The following is an 18,425-nucleotide window of genomic DNA, read 5'->3' as shown; positions in this document are numbered from 1 at the left end:
CGCGCCCATCAGCGTGGCTTTTATGTGTGTTTATGAATGGTTCTCGATAACATGCGCGCCATGATGAACAGCAATGACTGAAAGGCGGGCGACGTGTTTAAGAAAACCCTGTTCCAGTTGCACTGGTTTTTCGGCATCAGTGCCGGGCTGGTCCTGGCATTTATGGGCATTACCGGTGCCGCGGTATCGTTTCAGGACGAAATCCTGCGGGCGTTGAACCCCCAGGTGCTGACGGTGGAGAAACAACTGGCCGGGGTCCTGCCGCCTGCCGAACTGGTACAACAGATCGAGGCCGCGTCCGGTAAAACCGTCGCCATGCTTTGGGTCGAGACCGACAGCGGCCATGCCGCACGGGTGATTTTCGCCGCTCCGCCAGGGGAAAAGCGCGGGCCCATGCGTTATTTCAACCCGTACAACGCACAGTTCATGGGCGATGTGGTGGGCCAGGATCTTTTCAGCCTGATGCTCAGGCTGCACCGCGTCCTGGCCCTGGAGGATGTGGGTCGCCAGATTACCGGTGCCTGCACGCTGATCCTGGTGTTTTTCTGCCTGTCCGGGCTGTACCTGCGCTGGCCGCGCCAATGGAAAAGCTGGCGTGCCTGGCTGACCCTCGACTGGGCGAAAAAAGGCCGCAGCTTCAACTGGGACCTGCACTCGGTGGCGGGCACCTGGTGCCTGGCGTTCTATTTGCTGGCGGCGCTGACCGGGCTGACCTGGTCCTACGAATGGTACAACAACGGCGTGACCCGCCTGCTCTCCGACGCCCCCGAAGAAGAACGGGTGCGCAACCGCGGCCCAGCGCCGAGCGGTCCGCCGCCAGTGGCCGATTACCGGGCCATGTGGAGCAGCATCTACAGCGCCGCCGGCCCTGGCCTGATCTCCTACAACGTGCGTATGCCGCCGGTGGCCGGGCAACCGGCGACGGTGTTCTACCTGCTGAAAAACGCGCCTCACGACCGGGCGCTGAACCAGCTCATCCTCGATCCGGCCACCGGTGTCATCAGTCGTCACAGCCGCTACAGCGACAAGAGCCTCAAGGCGCAACTGCTGACCAGCGTTTATGCGCTGCATATCGGCAGCTATTTCGGCCTGATCGGGCGGATCCTGGTGACGGTCGCCGCGCTGACCATGCCACTGTTCTTCATCACCGGCTGGTTGCTGTACCTGGACCGTCGCCGTAAGCAGCGTCAAATCAAGAACGCCCGCCAGGCGCTGGACGCCCCACACAGCGACGCCCCGGCGTGGCTGATTGGTTTTGCCAGCCAGAGCGGTTTCGCCGAGCAACTGGCCTGGCAAACCGCCGGCCAGCTACAGGCAGCCGGTTTGCCGGTGAAGGTCCAACCTCTGGCCGCTGTCAGTGAACAGCAACTGAGCCATTGCAGCCACGCCTTGTTCGTCGTCAGCACCTTTGGCGACGGTGAAGGCCCGGACAGCGCTCGGGGTTTCGAGCGCAAAATACTGGGCCGGGCGATGAGCCTGGAGCGCTTGCAGTATTCGGTGCTGGGCCTGGGCGATCGGCAATACGAAAACTTCTGCGGCTTCGCCCGACGCCTGCACACCTGGCTGTCGGAGCACGGCGGCAAGACTCTGTTCGCTCCGGTGGAAGTCGACAGTGGCGACCCTTACGCCCTGCGTCACTGGCAACAGCAATTGGCCGAACTGACCGGCCAGGCTCCGCCGGACACCTGGCAGGCGCCCAGTTTCGAGAACTGGACCCTGACCCACCGTACCCTTCTCAACCCCGACAGCAGCGGCTCGGGCGTGTATCGGCTGGGGTTTACCGCGCCCGGCCCGAGCAGTTGGCTGGCCGGTGACCTGGTGGAAATCCTGCCGCGTAACGACCTGTCGGCCATCGACCATTTCCTCGATGGACTGGGCATCGCCGGCGTTGCTCGCGTGCAGGTCGATGGCTTGCCGCACCGTCTCGATCAGGCCCTGGCCAACCGCCAGTTGCCGGAAAATCGCGCCCATCTGGTGGGCATGCATGCCCAGGCCCTGGTGGATGCCCTGGCGCCACTGGCACTGCGCGAATATTCCATCGCTTCGATTCCCGCCGATGGCCTGCTGGAACTGATCGTACGCCAGGAACGTCACGCCGACGGCACGTTGGGTATCGGCTCCGGCTGGCTCACCGAACATGCGCCGCTGGGCAGCGCCATCAGCTTGCGGGTGCGCCGCAACAGCGGCTTCCATCTGCCGCCCCAGGGCGTGCCCATGATATTGCTGGGTAACGGCACCGGCCTGGCCGGCCTGCGCAGCCTGCTCAAGGCGCGCGTGGCCGAGGGCATGCAGCGCAACTGGCTGCTGTTTGGCGAGCGCCAGCGCGAGCATGACTTCCACTGCCGTGATGAGTTACAGGAATGGGTGACATCCGGCGACCTGGAACGCCTGGACCTGGCGTTTTCCCGAGATCAGGCACAGAAAATCTACGTCCAGGACCTCCTGCGCGAATCGGCGGCCCTGCTCAAGCAGTGGCTGGCCGACGGTGCGGTGATCTATGTCTGCGGCAGCTTGCAGGGCATGGCGTCGGGCGTGGACCAGGTGCTCAACGACGTGCTCGGAGCCGAGGCGGTGGAGCGCTTGATCGAGCAGGGGCGGTATCGGCGGGATGTCTACTGACAATCCCCTGTTCTAGAGAACACATTTCTCTTGTGGGAGCGGGCTTGCTCGCGAAGGCAGTGGGTCAGGCAATACATCTGCCAACTGACACACCGCCTTCGCGAGCAAGCCCGCTCCCACAGGGTCTCGGTGATCCCTGAATCAAACCGGCTGCAACTTCTTCTCAAACACCGCCACGCCCTCCAGATCCCGCAACACCACGCTCATTTCCCCGCTCTGGCCGTCGATGTTCACCTCGCCAAAGAACTGGTATCCGGCAAACGGCGACGTGTTCTGGGCCGGTGGTGCTTTCTGGAACACCACTTCGGGGCCGAACGTCTTGTCCAGAGGGTTGGGCCCGAAGCTGCCGGCATTCAAGGGCCCGGCGACAAACTCCCAGAACGGTTCGAAATCCTGGAACGCGGCCTGTTCCGGGTGGTAATGGTGGGCGGCGCAATAGTGCACGTCAGCGGTGAGCCAGACGTAGTTGTGCACCTGATGCTTGCGCAGGTAGCCGAGTAACTCGGCGATCTCCAGTTCCCGGCCCTGGGCCGCGCCCGGATCACCGTTGGCGACCGCTTCCCAGCGCGCCACGCCGGGGCTGACTTCGCCGTCGGGCACGCCCAGGCCGATGGGCATGTCGGCGGCAATGACTTTCCACTGGGCCCGGGACTGCTTCAATTCGCCCTTGAGCCAGTTCAACTGCTCGCGACCGAGAAAGGGTTTGGCCGCGCCGAGGTTGGCGTCGTTGGCTTCGCGGTAGCTGCGCATATCCAGCACGAACACGTCCAGCATTGGCCCATAACTGAGCTTGCGGTAGATCCGCCCGCCGCCGTCGGCCTTCTGCAAGCGCATGGGGGCGTATTCCAACCAGGCCTGCCGCGCACGGCCCACCAGGCTGTGGATATCCTGGGTCTGGTAGCGTTCATCCAGTTGCTTGCCCGGCGACCAGTTGTTGACCACCTCATGGTCGTCCCACTGCCAGATCTGCGGCACTTCGGCATTGAAGCGGCGCACGTTTTCATCCATCAGGTTGTAGCGGTAGTTGCCACGATACTCGTCCAGGGTCTCGGCGACTTTGCTCTTGGCTTCAGTGGTGAGGTTGCGCCAGATGCGCCCGCCTTCGGTGGTGATCTGCGCCGGCACCGGACCGTCGGCGTAGATGGTGTCGCCGCTGTGGATAAAAAAATCCGGCAGGCGCAAGCGCATGGCTTCGTAGATGCGCATCCCGCCGATGTCCGGGTTGATCCCGAAGCCCTGGCCGACGGTGTCGCCGCTCCAGACAAACCGGATGTTGCGCTTGAACTGCGGCACGCTGCGCAGGTGACCGAGCCAGGGTTCACTGGCGACACCGGTCTGGGCATCTTCAAAATGCACCCGGTAGAAAATCGCCTGGTCAGGCGGCAGCCCGGTGAGCTCGACCCGGGCGGTAAAATCGCTGCGGCTGTCGACCAGTGGCGAGACAAAACGCCGCGGGTTGGGCAACTGACTGCGGGTGTCCCATTCCACCACCATCCGGGCCGGGCGGTCGCAGCGGCTCCAGATCATCGCCCGGTCGCCCTGCAAATCGCCAGACTGCACGCCATCGGTGAGCAGCGGGCGATCCTTGACCGAAGCAATCACCGCCGGCGCCAGCCCCGGCAACAACAACCCCGCACCCACGGCTTGCATCACACGGCGACGGCCCAGGTCGAATTCGCTCATGGTGTTTCCCCTAAAAGGGAAAACTTAAGCATGGCAGTGTGAATCGGGCGTGACAGGGGTCTTGTGAACACCCCAAAACCACTGTGGGAGCGAGCCTGCTCGCGATTGCTGAGTGTCAGGCGACCCATTGTCGACTGATACACCGCTATCGCGAGCAGGCTCGCTCCCACAGGGAATTTTCATTGTTCAAACTAACGTGTTCAGGCCTTCACCGGCTCCAGCGCCATCTCCACCACTTCCGGGCGCTTGAGCAGCGCATAGGACACTGCCGTCAGCAGACTTCCCGCCACGATCGCCAGCAAATACAACAACGCATGGTTGATGGCGTTAGGGATCAGCATCACGAACAGGCCGCCGTGAGGCGCCATCAGTTTGCAGCCGAAGTACATCGACAGCGCACCGGTCAGTGCGCCACCGGCGATGCTGGCCGGGATCACCCGCAACGGGTCCTTGGCGGCGAACGGAATCGCCCCTTCGGAAATAAAGCACAGCCCCAGCACCAGCGCCGCTTTACCGGCCTCGCGTTCGGTCTGGGCAAACTTGCGACGGGCGATAAAGGTTGCGATGCCCAGGCCAATCGGCGGCACCATGCCAGCGGCCATGGCCGCCGCCATCGGTGCATAACTCTGCGACGCCAGCAGCCCCACGGAAAACGCATAGGCGGCCTTGTTGATCGGCCCGCCAAGGTCGACACACATCATCGCCCCGAGCAAAACACCCAACAGAATCGCGTTGGTGGTGCCCATGCTGTCGAGGAAATGGGTCAGGCCATCGAGCATGCCCGCCACCGGTTTGCCGACGATGTAGATCATCACCAGACCGGTAAACAGGCTCGCCAGCAGCGGGATAATCAGAATCGGCTTGAGCGCTTCCAAGCTCTGGGGCAAGCGCGCGTAGCGGTTGATCGCCTTGGCCGCGTAACCGGCCAGGAAGCCGGCGATGATCCCGCCGATGAACCCCGCGCCCAAGGTGCTTGCCAGCATCCCGCCGATCATGCCGGGCGCCAGGCCTGGACGGTCGGCGATGGAATAGGCGATGTAGCCGGCCAACAACGGCACCATCAGTTTGAACGCGGTGTCGCCGCCGATCTGCATCAGCGCAGCCGCCAGTGTGCCAGGCTCCTTGAAGGCCTCGATGCCGAACACGAACGACAAGGCGATCATCAAACCACCAGCCACCACCATCGGCAGCATGAACGACACCCCGGTGAGCAGGTGTTTGTAGATGCCGGTTTTTTCCGCTTTGGCCGGGCCGCTGGCGCTGCTTGAGGCGCTTTCCTGGCGGCCTTCGGCCAACGCTTTGTTCAGCGTGGCTTCGGCCTGCTTCAAGGCGATGCCGGTGCCGCAACGGTAGATTCTCTTACCGGCGAAACGCTCAGTGGCAACCTCGATGTCGGTGGCCAAAAGCACCACGTCAGCTTCGGCGATGGCCTCGGGGCTCAGCGGGTTGCGAGCGCCCACCGAGCCCTGGGTTTCCACTTGCAGGTCGTAACCGAGCTTCTTCGCTGCCTGCTGCAACGCTTCGGCGGCCATGAAGGTATGGGCCACGCCGGTCGGGCAAGCGGTAATGGCGACCAGACGCGGAGCACGCTCGGCCGATACCATCGGCGCCTCTTCCAGCACATCCGACTCGGTAAAAACCTGAGCCTCTTCGGCGCCACGGCGCAGCAACGAGTCAACGTCTTGCAGGGCCTGGGCCGGGGTGCTGCGAAACAGACGTTTGCCGACGAACCGCGACAGGTCCACCGGGCCGCTGGCAACCAGCAATACCCATTCAGCCGCTTCCAAGGTCGCGGCCGACAATTGACGTTCAGGATGGGCCGCGTCATGGACTTCCACGCTGGTGCTCCAACCCTGGCGCTGGGCCGCCGCGTCCAGCAGACGGGCGCACAACACACTGGTGACCATGCCGTTCGGGCAGGCCGTCACAATGGCTAATTTCATTCTTGCCAACCCTCTTATTGTTCGGTCAGGGGGCGCACGCGCACGCCCTGTTCAAGCGACGCCAGCAACGCGGTGTCATGGATACCAAAACCGATCTGCGTCACGGCCATCGCGGCGATGGCCGTGGCGGTGCGCAAGGTCTGCTGCGGTGTATCGGCACTGAGCAGGCCATGCAGCATGCCGGCCAGTAGCGAATCACCGGCCCCCACAGTGCTGGCGACAGTGACGCTGGGCGGCGAGGCATGCAGCGCCGAACCGACACTGAACCAGTTCACACCGTCGGCGCCATGGGAAATCACCACGTGCTCGATGCCTTGGGCGTGCAGGCGCTGCGCGGCTTGCGCCTGCGCCAACTCACCCACCACCTCACACCCCAGCGCATCGGCCAGCTCTTCGGTGTTCGGCTTGATCAGCCATGGCCCCGCCGCCAACGCGACGCGCAAGGCTTCGCCGCTGGTGTCGAGGGCCACGTTCAAGCCCAATGCCTTCAAGCGAATGATCAGCGCCTGCAGCCATTGCGGGCTGACGCCCCGGGGCAGGCTGCCCGCCACCACCACGACATCGTGGCCGGGGGCGATTTGCTCCAGTCGCTCAAGCAACGCTTGCTGCGCGGCGGCATCAACCACCGGGCCCGGGCCGTTGAGATCGGTGATGCGTCCGTCCTGCTCGGCCAGCTTGATGTTGCTGCGGGTCTCCCCGGGCACGCGGATAAAGGCGTCGACAAAACCGCGCTGGGCGAACAGCGTTTCGAACGGTTGGGCGTTGTCTTCACCAAGAAAGCCACTAACGGTCAGGGTGTGACCGAGGTCAGCCAGCACCTGGGCCACGTTCACGCCTTTGCCGGCGGCGTGGCTGTGCATGGCATCGCTGCGGTTGACCTGACCGGGCTCCAGGCGCGCCAGTTCCACCGTGAGATCGAGCGCCGGGTTGAGGGTCAGGGTAAGGATCTTGGCCATTTACAGCGCCTCCACTAATGCACGCACGTCATTGGCGCTGCCGACGGCCAACGCTGCTTGGGCCAGGGTTTGTACCTGAGCAAGATCCAATTCGCGCACCCGCGCCTTGACCTCGGCAATGCTGCGGGCCGAAACGCTCAGCTCGTCTACGCCCAAGCCCACCAGCACCGGCACCGCCAGCGGATCGGCCGCCAGCTCACCGCACACGCCAACCCATTTGCCATGGGCATGGGCGGCACGCACGGTGATGTCGATCAGTTGCAGCACCGCCGGGTGCAGGCCGTCAGCCTGGGCCGAAAGGGTTGGGTGACCGCGGTCGATGGCCAGGGTGTATTGCGTCAGGTCGTTGGTGCCAACACTGAAGAAGTCGACTTCCTTGGCCAGCACCGGCGCCAGCAGTGCCGCGGATGGCACCTCGATCATGATCCCCAGTTGCAGGTCCGCCACGGGGATCTCCAGACGCAGGCGCTCGGTCATGTCCCGGGCCTGGCGCCACTCATCGACGCTGCCCACCATCGGGAACATGATCCGCAACGGACGGTTGTCGGCAGAACGCAACAAGGCGCGCAATTGCGCTTCCATGACTTGCGGGCGCTGCAAAGTCAGGCGAATGCCACGCACGCCGAGGAACGGGTTCTCCTCTTTCGCGATCGGCCAGTACGGCAGCGGTTTGTCGCCGCCCACATCGAGGGTACGCACCACCAGCGGCCGCCCGGCCAGGCCATCGAGCACCTTGCGGTATTCGGCTTCCTGAGTCGCTTCATCGGGCGCCTGGGTGTGAGCCATGAAAATCAGTTCGGTGCGCAACAGGCCAATGCCTTCGGCGCCCTGCTCCACCGCACTGGCGACACCGGCGCTCTCACCGATGTTGGCGAATACTTCCACGGCGTAGCCGTCACGGGTCAGCGCCGGTTGATGACGTTGTTCGGCGGCAACCTTGAGACGTTGCTCGCGGGTGTCGCGCTCTTCGGTGGCCCGTTGCAGCGTGGGCGCGTCGGGGTCCACGTGCAAGCGACCGCGCTGGCCGTCCAACAACAGGGAAGTGCCCGGTGCCAGCAGCAACACCGCCGCCCCGGCCCCCACCAGCGCCGGGATACCGAGTGCTCGCGCGACGATGGCGCTGTGGGCGGTGGCGCCGCCGCGCGCGGTGAGAATCCCCGCTACGCGGGCGGGGTCCAGGCGGGCCACATCGGACGGGCCGACTTCGTCCATCACCAGGATGTAGGGTTGATCGGGTTCGCTCGGGGTTTCGACGCCGCACAGTTGCGCCAGCACACGCCGACCGACGTCCCGCAAGTCGGCGGCGCGTTCGGCGAGCAGCGCGTCCTGCAACGCTTCCTGTTCTTTGGCAGCCGCTTCGATCACGCCCATCCACGCCGCTTGCGCACTTTCACCCAGCTTCAATCGGGTGTCGACTTCGTCGGTCAGCGCCGGGTCGTCGAGCATTTCCTGATGGGTGATAAAGATTTCGCGGATGGCTTTGGCCTTGGCGCGTTCGACCAGACCTTCGATATCGCGGCGCACTTGGTTCAAGGCGTTTTGCAGGCGCTCACGCTCGATGGCCGCCGACTCGCCGCGCAACGGATAATCAAAGGCCTGCAACACCTGGATGTGGGCCGGGCCGATGGCAATGCCCGGCGCGGCAGCAACGGCCTGGATCAAGCTGCCGGACTCCGGCGCCAGCATGACGGTAGCCACTTCGGCCATGGTGGTTTGTTGTGGCGCACTCGGTGGTGGCAACGGCTCGACTTCTTCGCCCAGGCCTTCCTCGATCGCGGCCAACAGCGCTGGCAAGGCGTCGGCGGCGATGCTCGGTTCGGCGATGAACTCCAGGACCTGGCCGCGACGGGCGCCCAGGCTCAGTAACTTGCTCAGGCTCTTGACCGACACGGCGCTGTCCTGGCCGTCGACGATGCGCACGCGGATCTCGCCTTCGAAGCTTTTCGCCAGTTGCGCGAGGATCTTCGCCGGACGCGCGTGCAAGCCGTGGGCATTGGCCAGGCCGATGCGCGCGCTGGGCCAATCGGCGGGCAGTTCGCCGCCCAACACTTCCAGCACCTTGCGGCTACTGGTGGCGCGGCCCAGTTCATGACCGCGACCTTCGATCAACAACGCGCAGAGCCTTTCGAGCAAGGCCTGGTGCGCCTCACCGAGGCTGGCGAGACAGAACAGACCGCTCAAGGGCTGACCGAGGTAACGGATGGGTTTGTCCGGCGTGACGAAGGCCAGGCCCGGACGCTTGACGGTCTGTTCGCTGTGCAGCCACCACAAACCATCGCCCAAGGGCAACGCCTCGACCTGCTGCAACACACCCGCAAAGCCGTTGCTCACACAGTCGGCCTGGCGCAGCAGACGGGCACCGCGCCAGACCAACTCTTCGAAGTCGTCGGCTGACACGCCAAGGCCGATCATCTGCGCATCCAGGGCCAATTCTTGCGGGGCGCCTTGCAACAGCTTCAACAGTGCTTCGGGCGAACCGGCGCGGCGCAGGGCCTGGCCCAGGTCAGTTTCCCCCAGGGCCCGGGTCAACAATTGCAGCAGACGCAAGTGTTCGTCGGACTTGGCCGCGATGCCGATCGCCAGGTAAACGATCTGCCCGTCGCCCCAGTCCACCCCCTCAGGGAACTGCAGCAAACGCACGCCGGTGGAGTAAACCAGATCGCGGGTTTGCGGGGTGCCGTGGGGGATGGCAATACCTTGGCCAAGAAAGGTCGAGCCCTGGGCCTCGCGAGCCTGCAGACCGGCCAGGTAACCCTCGGCTACCAGGCCATCGGCCACCAGTTTGTCGGCGAGCAATTGCAGCGCGGCGTCTTTATCCACAGCCGTCTGGGCCATGGATATCTGCTCTAGAGTGAGCTCGAGCATGCTTTCTCCTTTTTGGCGTCGGGTTGGCGCCAGGTATTGTTTTGAATGAATCAGCTTAGCGTTACAGGACGACTTTTGGCGCTATCGCGGCAGACGGGCCAAAAAATCCTGCTAACCTTGAAAATACGCTTGCTGAAACGTTTAATCTAGAAAGATTGGCACGTTACTCGATAATCTCTCATCCTTGAAGTGCAACTTGTCGCCGCCGTTGCGACAGCAACCGTCATCCTGAATCGGGTAGGATGCCCCTCATTGTCGGGGCAAACTCGAAAAAACAAGGAAAACCGGGTTGAAACTCAGTGATATCGCCCAGTTGGCCGGTGTGTCCGTGACCACCGCCAGCTATGTCATCAATGGCAAGGCCGAACAGCAACGCATCAGCAGCGCCACCGTCGAACGCGTGCGCGCCGTGGTCGAGGAGCATGGCTTCACGCCCAACCCCCAGGCTGCCGGGTTGCGCAGCCGGCATACGCGCACGCTGGGTTTCATCCTCCCGGACCTGGAAAACCCCAGTTACGCGCGCATCGCCAAGCTGCTGGAACAGGGTGCTCGAGCGCGGGGCTATCAATTGCTGATCGCCAGCTCCGACGATGCGCCCGAGAGCGAACGGCAACTGTTGCAACTGTTCCGCGCCCGGCGCTGCGATGCGCTGATCGTCGCCAGTTGCCTGCCGGCCGGGGACGACAGTTATCGCCAGTTGCAGGCCAAGGGCATCCCGATCATCGCCATCGACCGGGTGATGGAGCCTGCGCACTTCTGCTCGGTGATCAGCGATGACCGCCAGGCCAGCCTGCAACTGACCCGTAGCCTGCTGCAAACCAATCCCCGCCAGATCGCGCTGATCAGCGCCCGGCCCGAATTGAGCATCAGCCAGGAACGCACCGCCGGGTTCAACGAAGCCCTGGCCGGGTTCGAAGGCCAGGTGCTGATCGAGCACGGCGAGTCGTTCAGCCGTGAATGCGGCCGCCAGTTGATGGAAGAATTGCTTGCGCGACTGGGGCACCTGCCTGATGCGTTGATCACCACCTCCTATGTGCTGCTGCAAGGGGTGTTCGACGCCCTGCACGACTTCCCGCTCAAGTCGCGTCCGCTACGGTTGGGCACCTTTGGTGATACGCAACTGCTGGACTTCCTGCCGCTACCGGTCAACGCCATGTCACAGCAGCATCAACTGATCGCCGACAAAGCCCTGGCGCTGGCGCTGGCCGCCATCGAAAACGATGATTACCAACCCGGTGTGCAGGCCATCGCACGCACGTTCAAGCAGCGCATTCATCAGGGCTGAGCATTCTTCAGGATTGAAGCATGGAACTGATCGATACCCACACCCATCTGGACTTCCCCGACTTCGATGCGGATCGCCCGGCGCTACTGGCCGAAAGCCGCGCCTTGGGCGTCCGGCAGATGGTGGTGCTGGGGGTGTATCGGGACAACTGGCAACGGGTCTGGGATCTGGTGCAAAGCGACCCGGACCTGCACGCGGCCCTGGGCCTGCATCCGGTGTATCTCGATCAGCATCGTCCCGACGACCTGGGGCAATTGCGCCAGTGGCTGATCCGCCTGGCCGGGCACCGGCAGTTGTGTGCAGTGGGGGAAATCGGCCTCGATTACTACATCGAAACCCTGGACCGTGAGCGTCAGCAGACGTTGTTCGAGGCGCAACTGCAACTGGCGGCGGAATTTGAATTGCCGGCGCTGATCCACGTGCGCCGCAGCCATGCCGCCGTGATCGCTACGCTCAAGCGCATGGGCCTCAAGCGCGGGGGGATTATCCACGCCTTCGCCGGCAGTTTTGAGGAGGCTCGCGAGTACATCAAGCTCGGCTTCAAGCTCGGCCTCGGTGGCGCCGCCACTTGGCCTCAGGCCCTGCGCATGCACCGGGTGCTGGCGAAACTGCCGCTGGACGCGGTGGTGCTGGAAACCGATTCGCCGGACATGGCCCCGGCGATGTTCCCCGGCCAACGCAACAGCCCGGCGCATTTGCCGGCCATTTGTGAAGCACTGGCTGGGATCATGACGATCAGCCCTGAGCAGCTGGCTGAGGCCAGCACGACCAATGCCCACCAATTGTTCAATTGGTGAACCCCTGTGGGAGCGGGCTTGCTCGCGAAGGCGGTGTATCAGGTGATCTCATCATTGACTGACACAACGCCTTCGCGAGCAAGCCCGCTCCCACATTGGATTTGCGGCGAATCAGCCAGAATCACACCCGAAACGCATTGATCAACTGCTTGAGCTGCATCACCTGGGCGGACAACTCACGGCTGGCGTCCTCGGTCTGGTGCGCGCCTTCGGCGGTGCGTTCACCGGCGCGGTTGATCTCGACGATGTTCTGGTCGATGTCATGGGCCACGGCCGTTTGCTGCTCCACCGCGGCGGCGATCTGCTGGTTCTGGTCGACGATCATCCCGACGGCGCCGAGGATATTTTCCAGCGCCTGCTGGACCTTTTCCGATTGCCCCACCGTGCCACTGGCCATCTCGTGACTGGTGCCCATGGCTTTGACGGCAGCGCCCACGCCGCCGTGCAGGCGGGTGATCATTTCTTCGATTTCTTCGGTCGATTGCTGGGTGCGCTTGGCCAGGGTCCGCACTTCGTCAGCCACCACTGCGAAACCGCGCCCCTGCTCTCCGGCCCGTGCGGCTTCGATCGCAGCGTTGAGTGCCAGCAGATTGGTCTGTTCGGCGATGCTCTTGATCACGTCCAGCACACGACTGATGGCCTGGCTGTCAGTCGCCAATTGATTGATCACCTGCACCGACTGATCGATCTCGCTGGCCAGGCGCACGATGCTGCTCTGTTGCGACTCCACCAACCCGCGCCCGCTGAGGGTTTCGTCGTTCACGCTGTGGGCGCTACTAACCGCCGCGGCAGCGCTGCGAGCCACTTCCTGGGCGGTGGCCGACATCTGGTTCATCGCCGTGGCGACCAGTTCGATCTGACTGCGCTGGCCGGACACCGCCTGGTTACTCCGGGCCGACACCGCCTCCACCTGCCCGGCCTGGCGCTCGACCTCGGCAACGGTCCGACCGACCTGTTCGATCAGGTCATGGATCTTCGCCACCGTGCCATTGAACACTTCACCCAACTCGCCCAGCTCATCCTTGCTGCGGGCCACGAAGTTGACCGTCATGTCGCCCGCAGCGACCTTGTCCATCATCTCGCCGAGATGTTTGAGGGTGGTGCGGGTCGAGGCGTAGAAGCCGGCGTACAGGTAAAAGATCAGCAGGAATACGGCGACCAGCGCCACCGCTTGCAGCACCATGTGGCTGCGATTCTGCTCCAGGCGAAGCTGCAACTGCACGTCCAGGAAACCCAGGGTCACATCGTTCAGTTGGTAGGTCTGCTCCATCAGGCTGCTGACCTGCTCGTAAAACGGCAGCCAGGGTGCATCCAGCGTGTCAGCCATCACCACCTGCTCTTCGATCAGTTCTGCGGCTTTCTTCAGGGTCGCCTTGCTGCCTTCGGCCTGAGTGGCAAGCGCCTGCTCGGCCGCCTTGCTGGAACCCAGGGCGTCCTGGAGCTTGAGGTCGTATTCCCCTTGCAGCTTTTCGATCTGCCCCAGCAACTCGTCGAACCGGGTGCTCGACGCCGAATTGAGAAAGCCCAGGCCCAGGGACGCAGCGCCCAGCGCACGGCCCTCACCCAGGGTTTGGGTAACGTGGGGGGTCACGCCGATGATCAATTCGCTCAGTTGGCGGATGTCGCCCTGATTGTCGCGGCTCAGGCCAGCCTGGCTGGCGATGATTTGACTGAACATCTGCGCGCTGTTGAGCAGCTTGCCGATCAGTGCACTTTTGCTTTGCAGGGAGCGCTCGGCCTGCTGGGCCTTGAAAGCGGCAATCATTTCGTCGCGCTTGGCATCGAACGCGCTGACCTGTTCAGGGTCAACCGCCATGGCGTGCAAGCTCTGCAACCGCGCCAGGACCTGCTTTTCAAGGCTGCCGATCTTCGCTTCCACGTCCCCGGCCTTGCCGGACTGACCGAGGCTGGCGTTGATCTGCACCAGGTTGTTCAGGGTTTCCAGGTCCCGCCGCAGGGTCAGGCTGTTACCCAGCAGATCGAGGCTTTGCAGCTCCACTTGCGTGCCCTGGAATTCACGATAGGAATCGCGCACCAAAAAGAAATTGGTCACCAGCATCGGCAGCAGGAACAACACGCTGATCAAGCTGAACTTCATGCCGAAGCTCAGGCGGTTCATCAGCGCGACGGCGGGCCAGAGCAAACTCTTCACAAGGAAGTCTCCCGGTTGTATTTCTTGTTTTTTTGGGCAGGCGCACAGAGACAGCAGATAGCCACTACTTGGGCGCTGTCCCTGTATAGCCTAAATCGGCGGGAAGATTTGTAACTTAAGGTTAACGACGAGCCGTGGCACGGTTCTTGTGGCGAGGGGATTTATCCCCGCTGGGGCGCGAAGCGGCCCCTAGCTATCTTAAAGCCCGCAATCAATGGGGCTGCTGCGCATCCCAGCGGGGATAAATCCCCTCGCCACAGAGCGTGCGCTCACCTAAGCCAGCACTGTCCACAGCGCAAACCCGGCATACCAGAGCACCGCGGCACGCAACAGCAACTCCCACAACCGATCCAGGCTGTTGATGCCGTCCGGCCCGGCGACAGGGTCGGGTATCTCGCCGGCCACCAGCCCGACCTTGCCGATCAGGTCTGCCGCGCTGATGTTCCAGTTCAACAACTCATGCAGCATGACCCGGCTGACCGCCACGAAGTTGCCCACCAGGGCGAAGCTCGCGGTCAGCAGCCGCACCGGCACCCAATCGAAGGCATGACGCAACTGCGTCGCCCGCTCGGCCACGCCGGGGTTCTGACTGTGCTCGGCGGCCAGCGCCAGCAGGCGATAGCTCAGCGCCGCGACCGGCCCCAGCAGGAAATACCAGAAAATCACCGCGAAAAAACTCTGGTAAGCCTGCCACAGCAGATGCCCCTGGACCCGCTCCAGCAACTGCTCGCCACTATCGGCCTCAATATTCAGGTCGCGCTTGGCCACATGGTCGGCCGCTTGCAGGTCTTCCCGCCGCCACGCGTCACGAAACGGACCCAGGTCAGCGAGCAGATCCCCCCGACCCAGGCTGTAAATCACCACCAGCAGATGCACCGGCAAAGCCAGCAGACCATAGGCCACCGGTTCCAACACCCACAACAACAGAGCCAACAGCGCCACCGGCAGCAGGATCAGCACAATCAGCACCAGCCAGGGCCGGTTGACCCAGCGCGGGCCAGTCTCCAGTTTGTTCAGTTCGCGCAACCAACCGCCGTCACGCTGGACCCGATGGCGCAGCGCCGAGAACTTCTCGATCCAGATCGCCAGCAGCAGTACCAGAAAACTCATTGCACTTCCCCTTCTATCAGGGCCGCGCGGTAGCGCGCCCAGTCGAATGCCGGTCCCGGATCGGTCTTGCGACCCGGGGCGATGTCGCTGTGCCCGCAGATGCGCTGCAGCGTGATCGCCTTGAACGCCGCCTGCAACTGCCGGGTCAGATCCGCCAATGCGACATATTGCGCGTCCGTGAAGGGCAGATCATCGGTGCCTTCCAGCTCGATGCCTATGGAAAAATCGTTACACGTCTCCCGCCCTTCAAAGCACGAAACGCCCGCGTGCCAGGCACGATCCAGACAGGAGACAAACTGGGTAATCGCGCCGTCACGCTCGATCAGAAAATGCGCAGACACACGCAGATCGGCGATACCGGCAAAATAGGGGTGTTGCGTGACATCCAGACGATTCTGGAAGAATTCCTGCACCTTGCCCGTGGAAAACTGTGCCGGCGGCAGGCTGATGTTGTGGATCACCAGCAGTGAAATTTCGCCCTCGGGGCGCGCATTGAAGTTGGGTGATGGGCAATGCCGCACGCCATCACACCAACCACTGGCGGGGTCCAACTGCATACAGGTTCCTTCGATGACGTCAGTGAATGCCGCCAGTATGCCGCGATCGGCCCTGGCTGCGCGATCACTTGCCGCGATTGAGCTGACGCAGATTGCCCAGCACCGATTCCAGCGCTCGGTCGAACAGCAAGGTGTCGTCGAGCAGACGCGCCGTCCCCCGGCGGAACTCCAGGGCCAGGCTGGTGCGGCTGTGCTCCAGCACTTTGAGGCCGGTGCGGTTGACAAAAACGTATTTGCCGGTGGCCTCAATGATCGCCGCCAGTTTGCAACGCAGGCTGTTGTCGTCGTCCTCCTGGAACTCAACCCAGCTTCCCAATCGCAATTGATCGACCTGAAGCAGGCCCACATCATCGGCCGGCAAGTGCACCGCCGCGCTGTCTTCCGGGGCCTTTTGAGCCGTGCGCAGGACAATTTTCTCCGAGACCTGGACCATGACCGGCGAATTGATCGACTGAGTTTGTTCCGTTGCCTGTCCCATGCGTTCGAGGGCCAGCACGTGGAGGGCTTCCAGCTCGCTGAAAAACTCGCTGGTGGCAAACGGGTCGAACGCCGAACGGCTCAGGCCTTCACGCAAGGCTTTGAGCAACTGCGGCACTATCGTCAGCAAGCGCAGGCCCGCATCCGGTTCTTCGTGAGGTTGGACGCTCCAGATCAGTTGTTCCAGCGTCAAAACGTCGGCCTGCCACTCGGCTGAATATTTGCCGTGCTTGAAGCAGGTCAGCAATAACACCTGGCTCCAGGCGTGTTGCACGAACTCCACCACCGCCTGCGGCAACACTTTGCCCAGCATCACCTGGTTCAGCACGCCTTCGACGCGCAGGCGCGCCAGTTCGGCCTTGGCCCGACCTTCTTCGGCGTCACGAATGCGCTGTTCGAGCAGTTCGCTGCGACGTCTTTCATCGCTGGTGAACGCCAGGAAATCGGCCAGCAATTCAGAGAAGATCGCCGGGTCATCGACAAAATCATTCAACAACCGCTGCACCACCTGCTCGATGCGCAGATAGAGGCTGTCGCGCTGATGGTCGTCGCAATCGCCCCAGCCGGTGGCCGCAGCGGCGATTTCATTGAGCAGCCGTCGGGCAGGATGATTGCCCCGGCTGAAAAAGCTCTTGTCCTGCACCGCAACCTTGAGCATCGGAATCTGCAGACGACCGATCAACGCCTTGAAGGAGTCCGGCAGGTTATGGTCGTCGAGAATGAATTCAAACATCATCGAGATCAGGTTGATCACGTCTTCATCGGCGTCGTCGACCACCCGAGACTTGCCGCTTCGCACGCTCACCCGAGTCAGCAACTGCTCGAGCTGGCTGCGCAGGTCGAACTCATCCTCGATGGCAGGCACCGGAACGTACTGCTGCAAATGGGACAGCAGGCGCAGCAAGTCACGGGTTGAGATCGGCTGGGCCGGTGCGCTGGCCTCCAGGGTCGGCGCCACACTGCCACGCACTTGCATCAATAGCTTCTGCAACGCAGCAAACACTTCCTGCACACTGTCGTCGACTTCGGCAGCCTTGGCGCCGGCCGCACTTTCGGCCTTGGTACGCGGGGCGTCCTCGACGCGATCCGAGGCCCGTCGCGAGGGTGAAATCTTGAGATCCGGCAGGATGCCCGTAGCGGCCAGCAACTGGTTGGCCTCGGTATACAGTTGATCGCACTCGCTGAGCACATAGCGCTCAAACAATTTGAGCAAGATCAGCTTGACCTTGATTTCCACCCCCAGGTTGCGCCCGGCCTGTAGAAAGTGTTCACACAGCAGCGTCGGGCTCAACGGGTTCTGCTGGTTTGCCAGCGGCCTGGTCAGCAGCACGCTGAGCCGCGCCGTCAGTTGCTCGAGAGCCACGCCATCGCGGCTGAGCACGCGGGTGACCATGGCCTCCACCGCCAGATGACGCTCCAGGTCATCATGCGTGCGCTGAACCTGCGAGGCGGAGGGCTGCGCCGGTGCCAAGGTAACCTGGGTCGGATCGTATTGGGCGAGGCTGACGAAGGCTTCGAAAAACTGCTCGATGAATTCGCGCTCAATGCTTTTGCGCTTGAGGCGCAAGTCTCGCATGGCTTCGAAGAACAGGTTCTGATCAACATCGTTGCGCGCCCGATCAGCCATTTCAAACAGCGTGTCGTCGGCATTGTCGAACAGCCCCTGCAAGCCCAGACGCAACTGCTGGGCGGCCTTGTCGCGCACCTGAAGCAGAATCACAGGCAGGCGGGCGAGCGGCGAGCGGTGCGCCTGGTCGGTAGAAACCTTGTGCAAAGGCACTACATTCCCGTCGTTGTGCATCCTGATCTCCTGAAAGGGTGCTCTCGAGCTCAAAACGTCAAAGCCATGACGTCAATCGAAAGGCGGATTATCTGGCAAAAGAACCTGGTCGTGCCAGCAGACTCTGTGATCCAGATCGAAATACTGCGCAATAAGTGACCGGACAATCGGGAAAATGTTGCGAGGATGCGACCAAATGCA

The 18,425-nt window shown here is 62.8% G+C and carries 10 protein-coding genes and 1 pseudogene; 3 read left to right on the top strand and 8 right to left on the bottom strand.

Annotation, left to right across the window (positions count from 1 at the left end):
* The first annotated feature begins 93 nt into the window (after window positions 1–93).
* On the top strand, window positions 94–2,619 hold the full coding sequence (locus tag AAIS01_RS17610) for a PepSY domain-containing protein (RefSeq protein ID WP_343469969.1): 2,526 nt from the start codon (window positions 94–96) through the stop codon (window positions 2,617–2,619).
* Between the two features lie 141 nt (window positions 2,620–2,760).
* Here the strand turns inward: AAIS01_RS17610 and AAIS01_RS17605 are convergent, their stop codons facing one another.
* The 4 genes from AAIS01_RS17605 to ptsP form a co-directional block, all read right to left on the bottom strand.
* Window positions 2,761–4,302, bottom strand: a complete 1,542-nt coding sequence (locus AAIS01_RS17605; protein ID WP_343469968.1) for an alkaline phosphatase D family protein — start codon at window positions 4,300–4,302, stop codon at window positions 2,761–2,763.
* Between the two features lie 200 nt (window positions 4,303–4,502).
* Window positions 4,503–6,245: a PTS fructose-like transporter subunit IIB gene (locus tag AAIS01_RS17600; protein ID WP_343469967.1), complete on the bottom strand. Its 1,743-nt coding sequence runs from the start codon at window positions 6,243–6,245 to the stop codon at window positions 4,503–4,505.
* Between the two features lie 14 nt (window positions 6,246–6,259).
* Complete coding sequence (pfkB, locus tag AAIS01_RS17595) at window positions 6,260–7,201, bottom strand: 1-phosphofructokinase (RefSeq protein ID WP_343469966.1); 942 nt, start codon at window positions 7,199–7,201, stop codon at window positions 6,260–6,262.
* Entirely contained in the window at window positions 7,202–10,066 is a 2,865-nt protein-coding gene (gene ptsP, locus AAIS01_RS17590) for a phosphoenolpyruvate--protein phosphotransferase (RefSeq protein WP_343469965.1), read from the bottom strand.
* Between the two features lie 289 nt (window positions 10,067–10,355).
* On the opposite strand from ptsP, the gene cra reads away from it, so the two are divergent.
* Both cra and AAIS01_RS17580 read left to right on the top strand, forming a co-directional pair.
* Window positions 10,356–11,351, top strand: coding sequence for a catabolite repressor/activator (gene cra / locus AAIS01_RS17585; protein ID WP_092394245.1), 996 nt, complete (start codon window positions 10,356–10,358; stop codon window positions 11,349–11,351).
* Between the two features lie 20 nt (window positions 11,352–11,371).
* A complete protein-coding gene (locus tag AAIS01_RS17580; protein ID WP_343469963.1) occupies window positions 11,372–12,148 on the top strand; it encodes a TatD family hydrolase in 777 nt (258 codons plus the stop codon).
* Window positions 12,149–12,269: 121 nt separating this feature from the next.
* On the opposite strand, the pseudogene AAIS01_RS25725 reads toward AAIS01_RS17580, so the two are convergent.
* The 4 genes and pseudogenes from AAIS01_RS25725 to AAIS01_RS17560 form a co-directional block, all read right to left on the bottom strand.
* Window positions 12,270–12,842, bottom strand: a pseudogene (locus AAIS01_RS25725) (methyl-accepting chemotaxis protein); the annotation flags it as partial.
* 1,731 nt (window positions 12,843–14,573) lie between these two features.
* The gene (gene ampE / locus AAIS01_RS17570) at window positions 14,574–15,410 is read right to left on the bottom strand and encodes a regulatory signaling modulator protein AmpE (protein WP_214963769.1); all 837 of its coding nucleotides are present in this window, start codon (window positions 15,408–15,410) and stop codon (window positions 14,574–14,576) included.
* Window positions 15,407–15,967 (bottom strand): 1,6-anhydro-N-acetylmuramyl-L-alanine amidase AmpD, encoded by a 561-nt coding sequence (gene ampD, locus AAIS01_RS17565; protein WP_343469959.1) that lies wholly within the window; start codon window positions 15,965–15,967, stop codon window positions 15,407–15,409. Before ampD ends, ampE begins: the two co-directional genes overlap by 4 nt.
* Window positions 15,968–16,031: 64 nt before the next feature.
* The gene (locus AAIS01_RS17560) at window positions 16,032–18,245 is read right to left on the bottom strand and encodes a DUF1631 domain-containing protein (RefSeq protein ID WP_343469958.1); all 2,214 of its coding nucleotides are present in this window, start codon (window positions 18,243–18,245) and stop codon (window positions 16,032–16,034) included.
* Window positions 18,246–18,425 lie beyond the last annotated feature (180 nt).

Origin of the sequence: Pseudomonas halotolerans (assembly GCF_039581215.1) — a bacterium.
In the GTDB taxonomy this organism is placed as follows: domain Bacteria; phylum Pseudomonadota; class Gammaproteobacteria; order Pseudomonadales; family Pseudomonadaceae; genus Aquipseudomonas; species Aquipseudomonas tehranensis.
Note: the sequence above shows the minus strand (reverse complement) of the source record. Positions and strands in the feature narration are given on the sequence as shown.